The organism is Bacteroides congonensis, from assembly GCF_900130125.1.
Lineage (GTDB): Bacteria > Bacteroidota > Bacteroidia > Bacteroidales > Bacteroidaceae > Bacteroides > Bacteroides congonensis.
In genome coordinates this window covers 302748-320763 of sequence record NZ_FQXY01000008.1, presented here as the reverse complement: position 1 = coordinate 320763, position 18016 = coordinate 302748, and the positions used below count along the sequence as shown (strand labels likewise).

Annotated in this window: 13 protein-coding genes; 4 read left to right on the top strand and 9 right to left on the bottom strand. The window is 41.5% G+C overall.

Features of this window, described 5'->3' with window-relative positions:
• Window positions 1–14 precede the first annotated feature (14 nt).
• The 9 genes from BQ7997_RS04680 to BQ7997_RS04640 form a co-directional block, all read right to left on the bottom strand.
• A complete protein-coding gene (locus BQ7997_RS04680) occupies window positions 15–3272 on the bottom strand; it encodes a DUF4906 domain-containing protein (RefSeq protein ID WP_073344024.1) in 3258 nt (1085 codons plus the stop codon).
• A gap of 37 nt (window positions 3273–3309) precedes the next feature.
• Window positions 3310–4701, bottom strand: a complete 1392-nt coding sequence (locus BQ7997_RS04675; protein ID WP_229088201.1) for a DUF5042 domain-containing protein — start codon at window positions 4699–4701, stop codon at window positions 3310–3312.
• Between the two features lie 20 nt (window positions 4702–4721).
• Window positions 4722–5639 (bottom strand): FimB/Mfa2 family fimbrial subunit, encoded by a 918-nt coding sequence (locus BQ7997_RS04670; RefSeq protein WP_073344022.1) that lies wholly within the window; start codon window positions 5637–5639, stop codon window positions 4722–4724.
• A 196-nt stretch (window positions 5640–5835) separates the two neighbouring features.
• On the bottom strand, window positions 5836–7230 hold the full coding sequence (locus tag BQ7997_RS04665) for a hypothetical protein (protein ID WP_073344019.1): 1395 nt from the start codon (window positions 7228–7230) through the stop codon (window positions 5836–5838).
• A 50-nt stretch (window positions 7231–7280) separates the two neighbouring features.
• The gene (locus BQ7997_RS04660) at window positions 7281–8759 is read right to left on the bottom strand and encodes a DUF3868 domain-containing protein (protein WP_073344016.1); all 1479 of its coding nucleotides are present in this window, start codon (window positions 8757–8759) and stop codon (window positions 7281–7283) included.
• Between the two features lie 59 nt (window positions 8760–8818).
• A complete protein-coding gene (locus BQ7997_RS04655) occupies window positions 8819–9415 on the bottom strand; it encodes a DUF3575 domain-containing protein (protein WP_073344789.1) in 597 nt (198 codons plus the stop codon).
• Window positions 9416–9563: 148 nt separating this feature from the next.
• A complete protein-coding gene (locus BQ7997_RS04650) occupies window positions 9564–10211 on the bottom strand; it encodes a hypothetical protein (protein WP_073344786.1) in 648 nt (215 codons plus the stop codon).
• Between the two features lie 39 nt (window positions 10212–10250).
• Window positions 10251–11114 carry a helix-turn-helix transcriptional regulator gene (locus tag BQ7997_RS04645; protein WP_073344013.1) on the bottom strand — a complete coding sequence of 288 codons (864 nt, stop codon included), beginning with the start codon at window positions 11112–11114 and terminating at the stop codon, window positions 10251–10253.
• Window positions 11115–12184: 1070 nt separating this feature from the next.
• Window positions 12185–14278: a BT4734/BF3469 family protein gene (locus BQ7997_RS04640; RefSeq protein WP_044656320.1), complete on the bottom strand. Its 2094-nt coding sequence runs from the start codon at window positions 14276–14278 to the stop codon at window positions 12185–12187.
• A gap of 348 nt (window positions 14279–14626) precedes the next feature.
• On the opposite strand from BQ7997_RS04640, the gene BQ7997_RS04635 reads away from it, so the two are divergent.
• The 4 genes from BQ7997_RS04635 to BQ7997_RS04620 all read left to right on the top strand — a co-directional run bounded on the left by BQ7997_RS04635 (window position 14627) and on the right by BQ7997_RS04620 (window position 17908).
• Window positions 14627–15262 carry an HU family DNA-binding protein gene (locus tag BQ7997_RS04635; RefSeq protein WP_073344010.1) on the top strand — a complete coding sequence of 212 codons (636 nt, stop codon included), beginning with the start codon at window positions 14627–14629 and terminating at the stop codon, window positions 15260–15262.
• A gap of 207 nt (window positions 15263–15469) precedes the next feature.
• Window positions 15470–15985 (top strand): thioredoxin family protein, encoded by a 516-nt coding sequence (locus tag BQ7997_RS04630; protein WP_052662234.1) that lies wholly within the window; start codon window positions 15470–15472, stop codon window positions 15983–15985.
• A gap of 128 nt (window positions 15986–16113) precedes the next feature.
• Window positions 16114–16614: a sigma-70 family RNA polymerase sigma factor gene (locus BQ7997_RS04625; protein ID WP_044655180.1), complete on the top strand. Its 501-nt coding sequence runs from the start codon at window positions 16114–16116 to the stop codon at window positions 16612–16614.
• Between the two features lie 55 nt (window positions 16615–16669).
• Window positions 16670–17908, top strand: coding sequence for a FecR family protein (locus BQ7997_RS04620; protein ID WP_083589167.1), 1239 nt, complete (start codon window positions 16670–16672; stop codon window positions 17906–17908).
• Window positions 17909–18016 lie beyond the last annotated feature (108 nt).

Sequence of the window (18016 nt, the reverse complement as noted above, 5' to 3'; positions counted from 1 at the left end):
TTCAAATGTTATCCCTATTCAAGATCTCTTACACAACGTACATATCCTTTTCCGGCATTCACAAGCCTATCTTTATCTCCTCCCCATCGTGTGTCAACAGTCGTGATAAACCTGAGATAACCATCGAAATACATCTGATAACCTGCACTAAATGATCTTGCACCGTTCATATCGCGTTTGGAAAATCCTGTCCGAGAGTGAATAACTTGTCCATTTTTCATATTGAAAGAAGGTAAATTCCCACCAAAATCATAGACTTTATCCTTCTCTCTGTCATCCCAATCAAACAAACCTCCAGCCATTATCATCAGTTCAGCTTCATTGGGTAAACGCCATGTCCCCAAATCGCTCTTATCCGGGTTCTGATAATAATAAGCACACGGAGATTTTCCTTTCTCTATATCACTTATCAAAGTACTCCAGATTTCATAATAATATTCACTTTCCCTGTTAGGCTTATTCAAATCCTTTGGTTTGTCTATTGTATTGGCTATATATCTGGCAACTTCAAACCCTTTCTGATAAACCGTATTTATCTGTGAGGTTTCATTATGTGCCGGTAGTTCATAAATAGCCCTTGTAGCCCGGGTAACATTAGAAGGTAAATTATCAGCCCTGAAAATCAAGTACTCATTCTCCGTCCATTTATTGACTAATGTTTTATTGAGTTCCTTACCTATTTCATCGAGATGGTAACTATGATCCTCCGAAGTTTCCAAAATTCCCAAATCCCTGATCAATCTCACATCCGAATAAGGCATTCTTTTTCCCGGAGCAGAACTATTGCTATAATAATCAAAATTATATATAGGAGTCATACTATGTGACTCTTCCACCAACATAATGGTATTACAACTGGCCAAAGTCAAATTGGTACTTCCCATAAAAGCTCTTGAAGTGTACAATGCCGTAGCATTATCTGATGGAGCATGCCCGACAAGCCTGCTCTTTAACGGTAACGCTCGTTCTGCCACATACAACATATTCGTTTCACAAATGGAAGGAATATACCATTGCATTTCATTTGCCTGCATCTGTCCGTCACGATTGTTATCCCTGTTTCTTAAGAATGGGGTAAAACAAGCATACGTAGCATGATAATTAGACATTGCCAAATTCGTATGATCCTTACTTAATGTTAATTTTGCATTTGCTACTTTTGTCATAACCTGCCATAAAGTATTCTCTTTACTTCTAAACATAGGATCAGGCATTACATTATCAGTTAATCCTCCAGTACGTCTGCTCATTACAGACCACGTGTTTGCCCAACCATTAGAATAATATTTATTATAAAAAGCATCTGCTTCAGTAGCGGCTCTTACCATGTAATCCAAATCTGGCGTCTCATTTACATTCTCCACTCCCCAAACGCGCATACCGTCAGGACTATTGACAAACACTGTTTTTATGGACATCTGCCGAATGGTCACAATAGCTTGATGATAACGTGACTGTCCGTCAGGAGAAATTTCATGTGACGTATTTACCAGCAAATCAAACGTCCGATCCGGAGAGTTGGCAAAGATTTTCCACAAATCCTTATCCTTAGGAGCGTTTTCCTGCATAGGATTTTGTTCGTAGAAATATTCATTGGCATAAACTGTTACTTTACAAAGTCCCGAAGCCGCATTGAATACATAATCAGGTTCATTCATCAGCCTGTAAAGGAACTGTTCCAGCGAAAGCAGATTAGCACCCGTATCGGAGAAATATTGCATATCCTCGTTTCCATTGTCGGCCAAAGTGCTTGGATGGATATAGAATTTGAGCCAGTCTGTATCAGCCTTTTTTTCTTTGAGGGGAATATAGTTGTTATTCTTCAGTTGCTCCAATTCCGCTTTCGTATAAGATATAATCTTGTCACAAAACGGCGTACGAATAGCAAAAGAGAGCATAGCATCATCCTTCAAACTGCCATCCGGGTTAAAAATAGCAAGCTCGTCCTTTTTAAAACGCATTAACCCCTGCTCATAATGGCAATCAAAGATAAACGACCTATGTGCGTCATATACCAAACCTTCCGTACCAGGAGAAGGTTCCTCTTCCTTATCCTTGTCTGACAATGCTTCAATAACCAAGTCATTCATCCCCTTAATAGTCACATTATAAGTATAATGCACATTACGTTCTATATCATAATCATTAACCGGATCCTCGATTGACGTATATCCCAAGTAGATACGGTAAGTCACTCTTCCAAAACGTTCGGTCGGAATATCTCCAGTCATCATGCTTTGACGCAATTCACCTGTAAATTCAATATAAGGAGCAAGATCCGGCGCATATTCCGTTGCACCGTTTTGTAGATTCGGTTTGTCAGTTGCACCTGCAACGGGAGACTTCAGTTGCTTCTGTCTCAGGTCATACCCTTTCCTATCCGCATTATATCCGGGAGAAGTGGGAAGAATGGCCTTCTTCGCAGCCTTCCGGCTTTCAGGCATATAGAATGAAGTAGTTATGTTGTCGGCATCTCCCTCAAACTGGAATTTTTCCGAGTTCCAGTATGATTTTCCGTCCATCCCGTTCGCGTCCCACGAAGCTGTTTGATCAGAACCTTTGGTATGTTCCGTAAGGAACGTTGAACTTGGAACATTACCAAGTTTGTATGTTCCAGGCTCAAATACAAGCCCGTCAGCGGTTTTCACATTAACCGTAACCTTAGCCTCACAACGCTTCAAAGAAACCTCTATCCGTTTAGTAGCATTGGAAATCGTCACCTTATGAGTCACTGACATTAGCAGATTACCATTCGGACGGAACAAAGTATGTATAGTCATAGCCGCCTTTATTTTTTCCAAGTCAGACAGGTTCACTATCCCCTCCAGCACATCCGGCTCGACATGAAACAGCCCGTCACCGTCCGATTTATAGTTTGCCAACAGGAACAGTGTCTTTTCTCCCGTGGTGAGACCTATATTTTTCAGCAACCCCATACTAGTAGGCGCATCGTTGTCTTTCTCGCCCGTTGCCGCTTCCAAATCACTTGCAGCCATATTAAGCTCGTCCCTCGGATATTCACGAGAGAACTCCACACCACCTGAAGCATTGAAAACCCACAAGTAAAGATCATAGATTTTTCTCTCTTCACTCTCTAATAAGGCAGAACGGGTCTTGGCGGTATTGGCTGCCGTACCGACACTTATGTCCACCGTGGTAGGTATTCCCTCCGTCACGCCACTCCTTTGAATAAGGTCTTCATCCGTGCAACATACAAGCAATGGAAGCAATAACAGAATGAAATAAGTTGTTTTCAGTTTATATCGTTTCATAAGTAATAAAATTTATCATGATAAATTCTTGTGTATATCATTGGAATGGAGGAAAATCCACATTTTTCCTTACCCACGGTTCGACCCGGTAAATGATCTCCTTGTCAGAAGACTCCGGTAAAACAATGAACACTTTATAATCTCGATTTGGATAAATCGGTCCGGAATATACACCAGGAGAGGTTTCTTCACCAACATCAAACAAGAAAGTCTTTGTCTTTAACTGTGAATTATTTCCTCCATCAGAATGCTCCACAGTCAACTGTATCTTTGGATGAGGGTACCCCTTTTGCCAAGTATTGCTTTCCGGAATATAAGGAGCCAGATACTGTGGCAAAAAGAACTGTTCATATTTCCGAGTTTCCATCTGCGTATGATCAATCTTTCCATCAGTAGTAAAAGGGGCCTCATATATGCTCATTGCTCCCCCGTTCTTTATTCCGTAAGAATAGACACCTGTATGTTCCATTATATTCTCTGTACTTGGGCTAGAAGCGGCCAGTTGGGATTCATCCGAATCATTTTCTCTGAAAGAAGGAGACATCATCACCGGAAAATTAAGAAAAGCAATCCTCTTATAAATATAATTTATTCGGTCATGAGCGGCCGCACTTGCGATATATATCCGGATGCGGGAGAAATCACGGAATAAGGGAACTGTAACCTCCTGTACCTGTTCCCCAGTAGAAGGTTGCACAGTTGCTTCTGCCTTTCCCGAAAGCATGCCCATATGTAATCTGTTAGACATTCCGGGAACATCCTCCCAAGGCTTTGCAACAGTCTCCGTCCAATCTATAATTTTTTCATTTGCCGGCGAAGGGTCTACGCCATCATAGGGGCTATTTGACGGAAGTCCGATACTACCATTCTCCTGCTCCTTAAGAATAGCGGGGAACGCTGCACCTACAATAGCTTCTCTGTTTATTTCTTCTATATCCATCTTTAGAAAATCCCATGGAATCTTATTGCGAAAATCTCCTTCAGGAGTATAATAAGGCAAATCCTGTCCCGTCTGATTGGGAGCATAAAAAGCATAAAACTCTGTTTCACCTTTAGGGATACGTACCTTGATCTGATACCGTCCACTCGTACCATCGGGATTAAAGGATATCAAGCTGTTATATACATACCGGTTTAGATCCTTGTTAAAAATCATAAGCGCGATTCTCGGCAAAGCAGGTGGTTTAGGAAATAACGTTCCGGTTTTATACCAGTTAGCAGGATCGGAAGAATATTCATCCAACATGTCACTCTCTCCTGCTTCAACACTTCTAGTCGATAAATTCAATCTGACAGTCACATTGTCCTCATCTGAAAACTGCTCCATAATATTTTCCTCTCCCTGGCAAGACAGTAGAACAAAAGAAAGGAGCAGTGGCATTGTAATCATAAAAAGACCAATAGCTTTTACCGTATGGATATATTTCATATATTTCAACATAATCTTCATCAATCAGTTATGGGAACCACATCCACTGCTTCCCATGGTTTTACACTTACGCTCAAAGAAAACAGATTTTGACGGAAATATAATGGAAGCAGTGCTTCCTGCCGACCTGTTATCTGAACTTTATCATGGTACTGTGCGATATATTGCGCTACATCTACAGTACAAAGAACTGCCTCATTCTGTACAAGATAAATCAATATCGGATCCTCGTCCTCAAAGCGCAAAGTATTGAAATCAAGTACAAAACGGTCTTTTTTCTCTCCGGCTGTAAATGGAAGATCAAATGAGGTAATTCCGGAACGAGCACCGGTAAAAGAGAAACGGGCTGACAAAGATTCCACCTGCAGACGGAATCCATTCTTAGTATTCTGTTCAAACCAAGGCTGTATATCCGCATCTCCATCGGGAAGCACTTCCGCATGTATTTTTACATGTTGAGAATAAAGGCGTACCACATCACGCGATTCATTCAGCACCTTCGATGTTACAATAGTTTCTCCTAAATACAACCTGTCAAACGTACCCACAGCCGGGATATCATTTTCTGTAAGTTCAAGACGGGACACCAGTCCTTCTTTATAACTATCTTTTTTTATAATGGAAGTTTCTTTCAAGGCATTACCTACAGCTACCACCCTATACTTTCCTTCAGGAAGTCTGACTTCCAATGGAGAGGATAACTGCTCTCCTTTGAGATGATATTTTTCTACCAGATTTTCATCTTCAGCATCAAAAATAAAGACATCAATATCATCTACATATTCTTGTAGATGCTCTTTATTATCATCAGCCAGATAGGAAAAGACAATGGTATTGCCAAGACAAGCGCCTAAGTCATCGTAGACTTGGTTGCAGGATGTCACGACAAACGCTGTGACCATCAGTAGCAGCCATGTAAATGCGTATCTAATGCTCATATTTTTAAAATAATAATAATCAAATATCTATTTCACAAACCCCTGAAAAGTCTTATGCTTCCATCAGTTTGTCTTACAAAAAAAAGAAGGGCAGGAAATACCCTCCTTACGAGAACTTTCAGGCTTTCCCGTTCTTTCCGAACATGAAAAAAACGGGAAAGAACAAACAGACAATTAATCTATACCTACTTGTATATTAAAGAATAGGAAATACATTTACTGCCACCCAAGGTTGTACCTGCACTCTGACAATCACGTTTGCACTCTCGTTATTGAAATCTTCCTTACCACCCGGTTCAGGTATTACTCCTTCAGGAATAGTCGGGTCAGCATCTACTAGAATACCATTACCGCCATTCACTTTCGACAGATCAATGTTCAACAGTTTTCCGACCTTGTTTGCAGCAGCATCCAAGCCTGCATCCTGTCCTTCAGTTTCGGTATATCCAGTAACATTCAGGAAACGACGGTTTTCACTAACCTTTCCTGTCTTAAAAATAAAATGCAGAGTAGGAGCATCACCACCTTTCCCATAGTTAGTCACTTTATCACTGAAGAAATTGAAAGCAGCAGCTTTTTTATCTGTCTCAAAATCAAAACCAACAGCATTATAATAAGAAGCAGCTTCAGACAAATCATTTTTTCCATCCGGTTTAAATGTACCTGTAGCGAAGTCATATCTATCACCCTGATAAGTTTTTGCTTCCAGCAACTCATTGGAACTATGGTTTGCAACATGGAACTTGTTATAGAAGCGATTCATCACAATGCCTGTATTCTCCGCTGTTACATCAACAACTTGGAAATATTTCTTCCATTCTGCATCATTTGGAGACGCTCCTGTCTTCACGTCATACTTACCGACATGAACGACAAAAGCTGCCAGAGCTTCTTCAGGTGTTTTACCGGCATTAGCTTTTATCCAGTCTTCCTGCCATTTTTTAGCATCTGCCTTTCCTGACTGAGTCCATTCTATCTTCGCAAATTTGGTTCCCAATATCTGGAAACGGTTCATATTACCGGCAAGAGTGAATTCAGCGGCTTTAACCACTCTCTTATCATCCTGTGGATTAACACCATAAGATTCTTGACCGATTGTTGTCAGGCCTTTGGCATCTGCGTAAATAACCTCTCCAATTTTTGATTTAAGCACATAATCTACAATATCGGCCATTTTACCACCTTTCTGAACGATAGCTCCCTGAGGATTACAGATTACAACTGCCTCTTTAGTTGCAGCCGTCACATCGAGGAATTTATATCCTCCCGGGGTTTTATCGGCAGAGGCGGGAACGGCATTCACCAGTTGCCCCCACTTCGCGTCGTCCTTTATAAACTCTTCTGCAACCGTGATATTACCACTGCCATCTACCAGATACACATGTACTTTAGACAGTGTGGCCGCCGCCTGGTCAGCTACTGTTTCCTGTAAGTCTCCCATAGCGGCACGTGTCCCCACTTTATTAGTATTCAATGACACCCTAACGTCCACCGGATAACTTGTATTGTCTGATGTAACTTGATTTTCTTCATTACTACATGCCGCGAGCAATGCCAAGGCCGCAACAGTAAAACTTTTTACCACTTTCATAAGTTAATTGTTTAAATAAATATTAAAATTAAATCTAAGTTATATATTGATTATTTTCTATTTTTGAAAAACGTAGCGGCATGAATGTTACCATATTTAGCAGCCTCCTTCAACAAACTCTCAGCCCGTTTCCACTCACCTTTCAAACTATAGGCAATTGCCATGGGGAAAAGAGAACGAGAATCTTCTTTTACAGCATCCAGCACCTGTAGAGCCCCATCCGGATCATTCCCGTATTTCAGCAGGGCATTGGCATAATTCAAAGTCGCCACAATGTCTCCCGGAAACTGCTCATATGCCCTCTTGTACACTGAAAAGGGATTCTCACTTCGGGAAGCATATAATTCGGCCAACAAGTACATTTCATACTGGCTAAGACATTCCGGGGTCGTCTCAAAAACTCCCGAAAGTTCCTCTAGTTCATAAGGCCTTACATCAAAACTGAGACTGAATGTCGTACGCCGTAGCTTTGGATAGAACTCCTTCAGGAGAATGTGATAGATTCTGCCATTATCCAACTCACGGATAGCAGACTCGCGTTCCATATCATTTTGGTTATGTTCGATAATAAAAAGGATTTCGTCCTTATTGGCAAGATTGGAGCCACTGACTGCCGCCTTAAGACCTTCCCAGTCTTCCCCGATACCTTCAGCACTATAGACCACTGCTTTCTTCAAGGCAGGATATCGGTTGGCGATATAGTCCGAAAGGGTTTTAGTACGTCTTTGTGCAAGAGACCTATTATAATCAAAATCTCCTTCGGGCGAGGCATAGCCTTTTATATATACACTCTTGAGTTCCGCTCCTTTGATTTTCAAACTTTCAGAAACAAATTGTCCAAGCCTGGCAAGTTCCTGACTATTATCGGCAAAAGTCTCACGAAGCCCATACTGTGCCACAGGAAAAGTCACTTTACAATCAAAAGAATCCTTGTAACACTTAACCAAAACCTTTTCCGGTTCGATAAAATCATAGACATAATCTTTTGCTCCAAAAAATGGAATACCAGCTTCCAGTGCCATACCCTCATTCAAACTTACTCCACACTCGGCACAGCCATACGACACCTCCTCCACTATAATATGCCCATCTGCCATCCAACTTTTAAAAGGAAAAGTACTCTTAAATACCATAGGAGCATCTTTCAACTCCTTAACAGAATGCACTTCACCAAAACCAGCTTGTCCGGGCTTTTGATTACGTAAAGCCTTACGGCGCTTAATCACCTTATATCTTCTTTTTCCGGATATGCACACCTGTTCCAACTCTATGCTTTCTTTCCCGTCTGCCGAAATGTAACGGGGAGAAATACACACAACTTCTTGAGTTTTCAGTTTTACGACAGGTTTTATCGCAAACTCGATATTCAAATCACGTCCATCCACACTCCTCGCCACACGGCTATCTGAATAATCCCAACGTAAGTTGCCAGCAGGCAACACAGCATCCTGAGCATAAGTACACAACGGTAGTAATCCGCACCAGCCCACCATAAAAGACAGTTGCTTATAATATTGTAACAGTTTCATTAATATACTTTTTTAGCAAAATAGAAAAACAATAAAACGAACCCCAACTTATTAAAAGTCTACTTTAACATATAGATAAGGGAAATTGCCGCTTTAGTGGGGCCGATGTAATCAGCATTTCCCTTACCCATTTTTTTACCACATGTAGTACAATTATACTTATCATACTCAGCATGTACATAACCAACTCCCAAAGAAACCTCCACATTAAAACGATTGGAAACAACCCACTGATACCCAGCGCTCAAACCGCCTCCCCAAAAGTAGCCCTCGTAGCGGTGATCTTTCATACTGTCATCCTTTCTTTGAAGAACAAAAGGCACATCAACCCCGCCGATATTCATCTGTCCTCCATGGGCATGCAACCCGAAAAACCAACCATTAAACACATCACAAGTCCAATAACGAAGCTCCGGCTGCACCAGCCAATGGCTAAACTTCTTATTTTTGTATCGGGGAGAGGTGGCATTTTTCGTGAATAAAAAGAAATTCATCCCCACCTGCGTGTCCAGAGTCCATTTTCTACCCATTGACAATTCAACAGAAAGATTAGGAGTCTTCAAGGCATCATATGCCAAATTGTTTTTTAGCGCCACCTTTTGAGCAAAAGAATGGGTACAAACAATTAAAAATAAGAGAAAAACCGATCTCTTCACACTAAAGATTTTTGTCATTTTTATTAAAACTTTTCACATCAATTTTTATTGATGCAAAATTAGTGCAGAAGCGCGGGAATGATGTTATACAAAAAAGACATAAATTAATAAATATACGCCTATTTATCAATAATGCACACGTCCTTATCTATACAAAAATATAACGGAACAAATAACAGGTATCTTTATCCTCCAAAACACTCTTATCTTTCAGTATTACAAACAACTGATCACAAGATCTAGCCCCCACACCATGCAATCTGCCAATTCCGTCAAAACCATTCCTTTTAATAAACCGCAACAGATCTTCCAATAAATAGATATTATATTTTCTAAGGTTTCGTAATATCCTCGGAGATATTCCAAAATTAGACAAAGGAGTGGACAGTGTTTCCAGATACTCAACCGGTATATCACACTCTTTAACAGGAACAGCAACTTTGGTTTCTTCACAAATAAAATTGTTCCGAGACAAGACTGTTTTACAATTTCTATACCGGAGATCGGCTAATTGAAGTTTTTGTTTTCCTTGAATTATATCCTCCCAACTATCACTCACTTCCCTCATAGCTTTTTCATACATAAAAATCAACGCTTTCCGGGAAAGGTTATACTTACCAGACAGCTCAACCATACCTCCCCCTGCCAACATGGAGTAAAAGATATCCTGCATTATTTTGTCTTTCAAACACATGGACATCTTTCCGACAAGCTCTTTAAAAAGGTCGGAGCAATGCTCCCTTGAACTACATAAAAGGTATTTGTTCTCTCCCTCATTACCGTCTCCAAATTCCATATTATTCAATTCACCACTCACCATATCAGAAAAAACGTATTATAGTTTAGTTTTATTTTCTTTTTCACAGCTGCTTCGTAGTTCAGTCGGCGTTGCGCCAAACAACTTTTTGCAATAGCAAGTCAGATGAGCAGGAGAACTGAACCCGAAATCCATAGCTATTTCCCGAAAAGCAATATCCGGTTCGCTAATTTTCTCACGGATCAGTTCAGCCCTTCTCTCCTGCATCCATTGATAAGGGCTTTGGTTAAAATACTCTTGAAACTTACGGTTAAAAGAACGTTCCGAGACACAACATAAACTCGCGAACTCCTTCACTGTTCTCACTTTCTGATAATTATCCAATACAAAATTTTCAAACTTCCGTCCTATTTCGGTTGTTCCAGAAAAAAAAGTAGCAAGCTCAGACTTTGTATAAAAGCCTCTTAATATAAGGTTTATTTCCTGCTGTTTAAGAATATGCATATGCCTGCACAACATCCCCTCTCCCAAATAAAAAAGCAACTGCCTCAAAACGTACAATAGCGGTTTTCTGATTGGCAAAACACGACAATTCTCATTTTCTATTTTGTCATGCGAAATTGATTCAAGAAACATTTTGTCACAAGCTGTTATTTGTTTATCCCAAAACAATAAAAGACCTTCTGCCGATACAATACTATCAATCTGGTTTCTCTCATTCTGCGGTATAAGCAGCATGTTATTTTTAAGAAGGGGAATGTGACATTCTCGACCTATACTAACAGATAACTCTCCTTCTAAAAGAAACAAAATACAAAAACAACTGCTATTATCAATTTGGCCGGATTCTTGTGACGCCAATTTGTATCGAGCAAACCCACTGTCAAATTTTAGCTGATAATTAAAACAGGAATGATGTTCTGATAAATAAAGTAATTTCATGTTATAATACAAGTAGTTTTAAAAAAAAACAATCCATTTTACATATTTGTTTTTCACAAAAAAGACATCTATTTTTAGATTACAGACAAAAAACGATGATTATACAAGAAGCCTACTTAATAGTAAATATAATCAACACAAAACACTATTCTGGAACAATTAATATTTCGTCTTCCTTTTACTTTCCCCCAACCAATTAGCATCGCAAATATTCGAATCGAGCATAAGGGCACAAAAGCTTCCATAATCAAATTGATCCTACACAATGTTCTACAAAGAAAAACCAATTCATTTTTTCTCGATTATACATAAATGACTATTTTTTATACATGAAAGACTATTTCCTCATTCTAACAAATTGACAGTAGTTTATTTATAAGCAAGATATAAGCCAAGATTTGTATTAAAAAAAAGCATCCTTTTTTCCACTGAAAAAAGGATGCATCATACAAACAAAACAAACAATAGCCACCTTCCCAGGCAGCAAAACTCCATTACTCCATTTTCTTATATTACCACAAATAAAAAATGGTAAGGGCATGGACTTTTTTAGGGAAACAAGGTGCTTCACAGCAGCTATATCATATAACTATATATAAACAACAAAACCGAACCATTTTTCCAACCAATAAAACAAATGATAACTTATAAATGTAAGCACACATCCGAAAATCATAAAACAAGACTCCTGTCCGGTTAATAAAATCTTTGCCAACCGACTATTACATATTATCATATTCTCTCCTTTATTCATAACAACAATATCACAAAAAGCTACCACTATTATTTGGGGGCAAAATTAGTTTGATATGACAAAACAAACATTATATGAAACAGACATTAATTTTTAAGAAACAGACAATTGCACATACACTTATAGAGTAATTCCTAATTTACTCTACAAATATTTTTCATGCATACTTTACCCTCATACCCTCATAATTCTTCCACATTCCCTTATTCATCGGCCTTTCAGCTATGAGAGCAAAACACATTTACCCCCTGAGGGTAAGTTTTACCCTCAGGACACCTACTTATATTGTAACGACATCACAGATGTGCCATCCCCATCACTCCATCCTCACCAAATGATAAAGCGTCCCCCGATAAGACTTCCGGCAAGGTATATTCAATTTTTGGAGCGTGCGACCGAATTGCGCTACCTTATTGATAGCCAACTTATCACGTGTCTTTGTCTGTAAATAACTCAAAATTTGCATGGACGTCAGCCATTCGCCATCCTCTTCTTCCGCCACCGGACTAAAATAACAATGAAACAACTGCTCCAACGGACTTACCTGTTCAAATTCACGGTTTGTTTCTTTCAGAATCTGCTCATCGTCCTCGTTCAGCCAGTACCGTTCACCTTTATAAATAGCATCCATCGCCTGTGCATAAAGCTGTTTATAATTGATGGTGACATTCGTGTTGATAGGACCTGTCACCTCTATACAGATGAAACGGCGGCTCCCGCTGGGATCAGTCAGCAAATCCTTCTGATTGCTCGTGCCGATAAAGGAAGCATAACGACGCATTTCGCGGATAGTGTTGCCGTAAGGTTTCCGCAGATTAGCGACCGGTTTCTGCAACAGATGCTTCAGGAATCCCTGCTGACTGACATTAATCTGGTCGAACTCATCAATATTTATCAGGAAAAAACGCCCCAGATAACGCTCCGCTTCCTGCTTGCTTTTGAAGTCGATGCTGTCCGTATAGCCGAAACGCAGTTCCGGCGGCAGGATAATGCGGCAGAACGTTGACTTGCGAAACCCTTGCGGGCCGACAAGCAAAGGCGAAGTATTGTTTCCATGCTGCCGGTCTACCCCACGCCAATGAGCCACCATGCTAAGAAACCAACGGTAGAACAACTCCTGCCAATGCGGATTGTCACAGGGAACCAGACCTGCCAACGCACGGATACGGTCTTTGCCGTCCCAACGCCCCACTTCATAAAGATATTCCTCTACGGGATTGTACAAAGGAACATATTCCGAGTTCAGGAAGCGGTCTACATCGCGATCCCATGCACTGATACCCTCTTTTAACGCACAGATAGAAATACTGTTGCGCACACGCTTGTCCACGGGCTTGAAATGAAAATGGATGGAATCACGCTGACGGTACTCCAAATCATCCAACACGGTGTTGTAACGAAGTTCGTAACGCCGGTTCATAAATTCTTCCAACAGGAAAGCTGTCTCCTGCTCCCTGCTGATACTGCTCTTCTTGCCGAATCCCTTACATTCCTGATAGAGATTATGCAATTCGAGGCGGATAACCTGCTCATCTTCCTCACGATAATAGTGGATAAGTGTCTGTCGCACGGCTTCCTCTTCGGGGATACCCGCTTTGAAACAATGTTCGGCAAGATGCACGAGCAAAGGCTGAAGGTCATCCCCGCGTTTCCAGTCCTCCATTTCCTGAAGCGCACGGTTCAGCGCAGCTTCATAAACCTTCTTGAAAGTACGCGAAGACTCATATCCCGGCTGCAAGCGCGACAGAAGATTTTTCTCTCCCTGCTTGCGTTGCCTGAAAGTCTCTTCACCCACCATGGAGAGCGGTTGTTCCAGGCAGAACGGCACCGCGTCCGGGTTATAATAAGGAGCCTCATCCAATGTCATCCGGCATCTTTGCGTCAGTACCGGTTCTTTCAGGTCGATGTCAAAAGGGAATAGCGGCTGATAACATTTCACTGCCAGCCAATAGGCATGGACATGGAACAGTTCAGCGTCCGTTTCCTTTTCGGGAAGTCCGCCGGCATCCGACAAGGCAAAACGCACCCATATTTTTACACTCCGCCCACTGGAGCCGCAGAAAGCGGCGAAAGTCTGCGGTAAAAGCGCCGCCTGCCGCTTCACAAACTCGATTTCAGACAGACCCGCCAAGTGCTTCACTTCCAGTTGCACGAGTCCGTTATATTGTTTCATCTTCCGTTCGCCGTCCTTCGTACGGGTATATTCCACGGCGGAATAAATATAGGGCAGCTTGTCTATGTGTTCATAGTGCCCGTACGAACCTTCCATCAAAGGTATCAGTTCGCGCAAAGCCGTGATATGTCCCGATTTTGTCTCCGTCTTCATTTTGTCGAACAATGTGCTTGCTTCACAAATGCTGAGAGTCTCTTTTCCACTCCCGCTATCCTGTCTGATTAAAGTAAATTTCATCCTGTTTTTGTCTGTTTTTTCTACAAATACAACATCTTGTTTATTTCCTGTAAAGATACGCTATTAATTTGCAGGAAACAAGCATTTCTTCTGATTAATACCCGCATTTTATTTGCATTACACCTATATTTCATGTATCTTTGCTTAATAGTTACCAAGGGCTCACTAATGTGAACATACAGGCTACCAGTTGTAAACAAAAACGTCCACAGACGTTAACGGCTTTGTTCACATCAGTGAGCCCTTGTAAAGCATTAAGGCTTAACAAAACGAACAGTAAGCATTAACGTACAACTATATAAGAGAATACATAACAAGAACAGTTACTTTAAAACAAAACATGAAGCTATGGCAATATTATTTGACTGGTATGAAGACCCGAAACCTTCGGACAAAGAACAGGGAGAGAAAACACTGCATCCGCGTTTAAAATATAATGGTTCGATAGGGACTGACCTGTTGCGCCAACGTATCCAGGAGCGTTGCTCGCTGACGGCAACGGATGTCACCGCCGTGCTCGACGCCCTTTCCCACATCATGGGACAAGAGTTGGCGGACGGGAAGCAGGTACATCTGGACGGCATCGGCTACTTCCGCCCCTGCCTGACCAGTACGGAACCGGTAACGATAGGCACGAAACGAAAGGCGACCAAAGTAAAACTGAAATCTATCCTGTTTCGTGCCGACCAGACATTGAAGAATGAGTTCGGCATACTGAAAGTCAAAAGCCTGAAAGGCGGACTGGACTTCTCGCAACCGACCAATGAAGAAATAGACCGGAGACTGACGAAATACTTCCAGACACATCAGTTCATGCGGAGATATGACTTCCAGAATCTCTGCGGAATGGCAAGAAGCACGGCTATGCGGCATATCCGACGGCTACGTGATGAAGGAAAGCTGAAAAATGAGGGTGGAGTGATGCAACCGATTTATGTGCCGGGAAGCGGTTATTATGGTAATAATGAACCGATTACGGGATAAATAGGAAATTAGCACCCTGAGGGTAAAAGTTACCCTCAGGGTGTTTTATCATTCTGCCCTCATAGCTGTAACAACGATGAATAAAGAGTTTCAAGCAAACTATGAGGGTATGAGGGCAAAATCATGAAAAATAATATTCCGTGGTGTCCGATTGGCATACCTTTCCGATTTAAATAATAAACTTATATAACTTAAAGAAATCGGAGTATGAAAAAAGTATTCATCCAACTATTATTCGCTATCCTGCCACTTTGGATAGCAGCACAAGAAAAAGGTGTCGAAAACAATTATTCACAGAAGAAAGACACCGTTTATGATGAAGGTAAAGGTGTCCTGTTCCTTGATATCTCTTATGAACAAGCCCTGAAAAAAGCAAAAGCGGAGAATAAGCGTATATTTGTAGACTGTTACGCTTCATGGTGCGCTCCCTGCAAAAAAATGCTGGACACCACTTTCAAAGACACCCGGATCGGTAACTTCATGAATTACCAGTTCGTCACCATCAAGGTCAACATGGAAAAAGCAGGCGACGGCAAAATGCTCAAAAACAAATTCGGAGTCAAAGTCTACCCCACTTATCTGCTGATAAATCCGGACGGCACCCTTTATAATAAATTTGTAGGCGGAGCCTATGTCACAGCCTTTGCCAACAAGCTAAAAAATGCATTACTGGGTGAGGAAGACGAATACACCAAAAAAGAACGCATGCAGAAAGGGAACTGACATTTTTCTTTTTCCGACAGGTTCCTTCTTTCGGTTTTTCACTAAAATCTTTTGAAATAAAGACAAAAATACTATTTTTGCACGCAACTCTCAACTAAATTAATAAAGGAATCAAAACGTTCGGAGTATTGGAAAAGGAGACTGAGTTTGAACTGTTTTTTAAGGGAAACTATTCCCGCTTCTATTATTTTGCCTTTCAAATGATAGGTGACAAGGAAGTGTGTCGGGATATTGTAGGCGATGCCTTTGAACAGGCATGGGCATTTTCCCATCAGAAAGAACAGTTCAACCTTACCAGTTATATGTATTCGCTGGTACGCAACAAGTGCGTTGACCATCTCCGCCACGAGACGGCAAAAGCCCGGTATGCAGATTTCTATATGTACATGTATAACGAAAGTGGCGAGGACGACACATACGAGGAAATGGAACAACAAATCTCGGAAATGTACGGCATGTTGGACAAGTTCACCCCTAAAACCCGTACCATCCTAGAAATGTGCTACTTCCAAAAGAAAACATATAGTGAGACAGCCGATGAACTCGGTATCAGCGTCAGCGCCGTGCGGAAACATATCGTTAACGCTTTGAAAGCATTCAGAGCGGTAATTGCAAAAAAAGACAAATAAGTGGTGTACAAAACCTAACCGGATACGATATATAACAAACAGACTGTTACAATCAATGGATAAAAAAGAAGATATAAAGGAAGAAGAACTGGAACGAATCGTCAAATTGATGGAAGATGGTAAACAGCTGTCCGACGAGGAACTTGCATCAGTCATGCAGGATGAAGAGGTTATGCGTACTTGCCGGGAACTGCAAAACTGCAAGAATGCCGTAATACGCCAATGCGACAATGACGCTCCCGATGTGGAAAAGGAATGGCAGGCATTCCGCCAAAAAGAGTGCAGTATTCCGTTCTCCACTACGCAGCCCCGTTCTCTCGCGAATCCGGCGGCCCCCCTCCAATCCTCCAACGGAAATAAATCACACCGTTTCTTATGGGGGACGTTGACGGGAATAGCCGCATCTTTCCTCATCGTTTTCCTGTACTCATGGCTGATAGGAACGCCGTCGTCAAAAAGCGGAATCGTTGCCTTCCAAGCCATTGACAGTGTGCAGCAGGTGACGTTGCAGACAAGCGCAGGCGACCGGTTCGCCCTTGCACGGGACACACGTGAAGAGGCTTTGGAAGCAGTAGGTACCTTATTCAACAATAAAGACACACTGGAACTTGCCTATACTGCCAGAAACAATCCGGATGTGTCCGAAGAAAATATCGAGACACACCGTCTTTCCACTCCGAGAGGACAGGATTTCAAAATCACCCTCGAAGACGGAACCGTTGTCTGGATGAATGCGGAAAGCAGTCTGGAGTATCCTTCTCAGTTTGGCGGCAAGACCAGGTCGGTCCGCCTGAAAGGGGAAGCTTATTTCAAAGTGGCGAAAAATGCGGAATGTCCTTTTGTCATCTGTACCGACCGCATGCAGATACAGGTATTGGGTACGGAACTGAATGTACGCAATTACGTATCCCGCGACTCTCACGTCACCTTGATTAACGGACGGGTGCAAGTCAGTGACAGTGAAAACAAGGAAAATTCAGTCTTTCTGAATCCCGGCGAGGATGCCCAATGGTGTGAGAACGAAGCTTTCGTGGTCAAGAACGTAGATACGGACGCTTATGTCTACTGGAAAGACGGATATTTCTACTTCGATAATATGCCGCTGATGGACGTAACTCAGGAACTCGGACGCTGGTATAATATAAACGTCATATTTGAAAACAAAGCATTGATGGATATGCATATCCGGTATTTCTGCGTACGTAGCGAGACACTGGAACGGGCGATAAGCCTGCTGAACCGCATGAAAAAGATTCACGCCACATTAAGCGGCAACACTCTATATATCCGATAAATCTTGCACTGATTCATACCTTCCAAATTCATTCATGGAATAATACTTTCTTCCGACACCTGTACAGAAAAAACTGGTATCGGAAGAAAGCATACGTACATTCTGTTA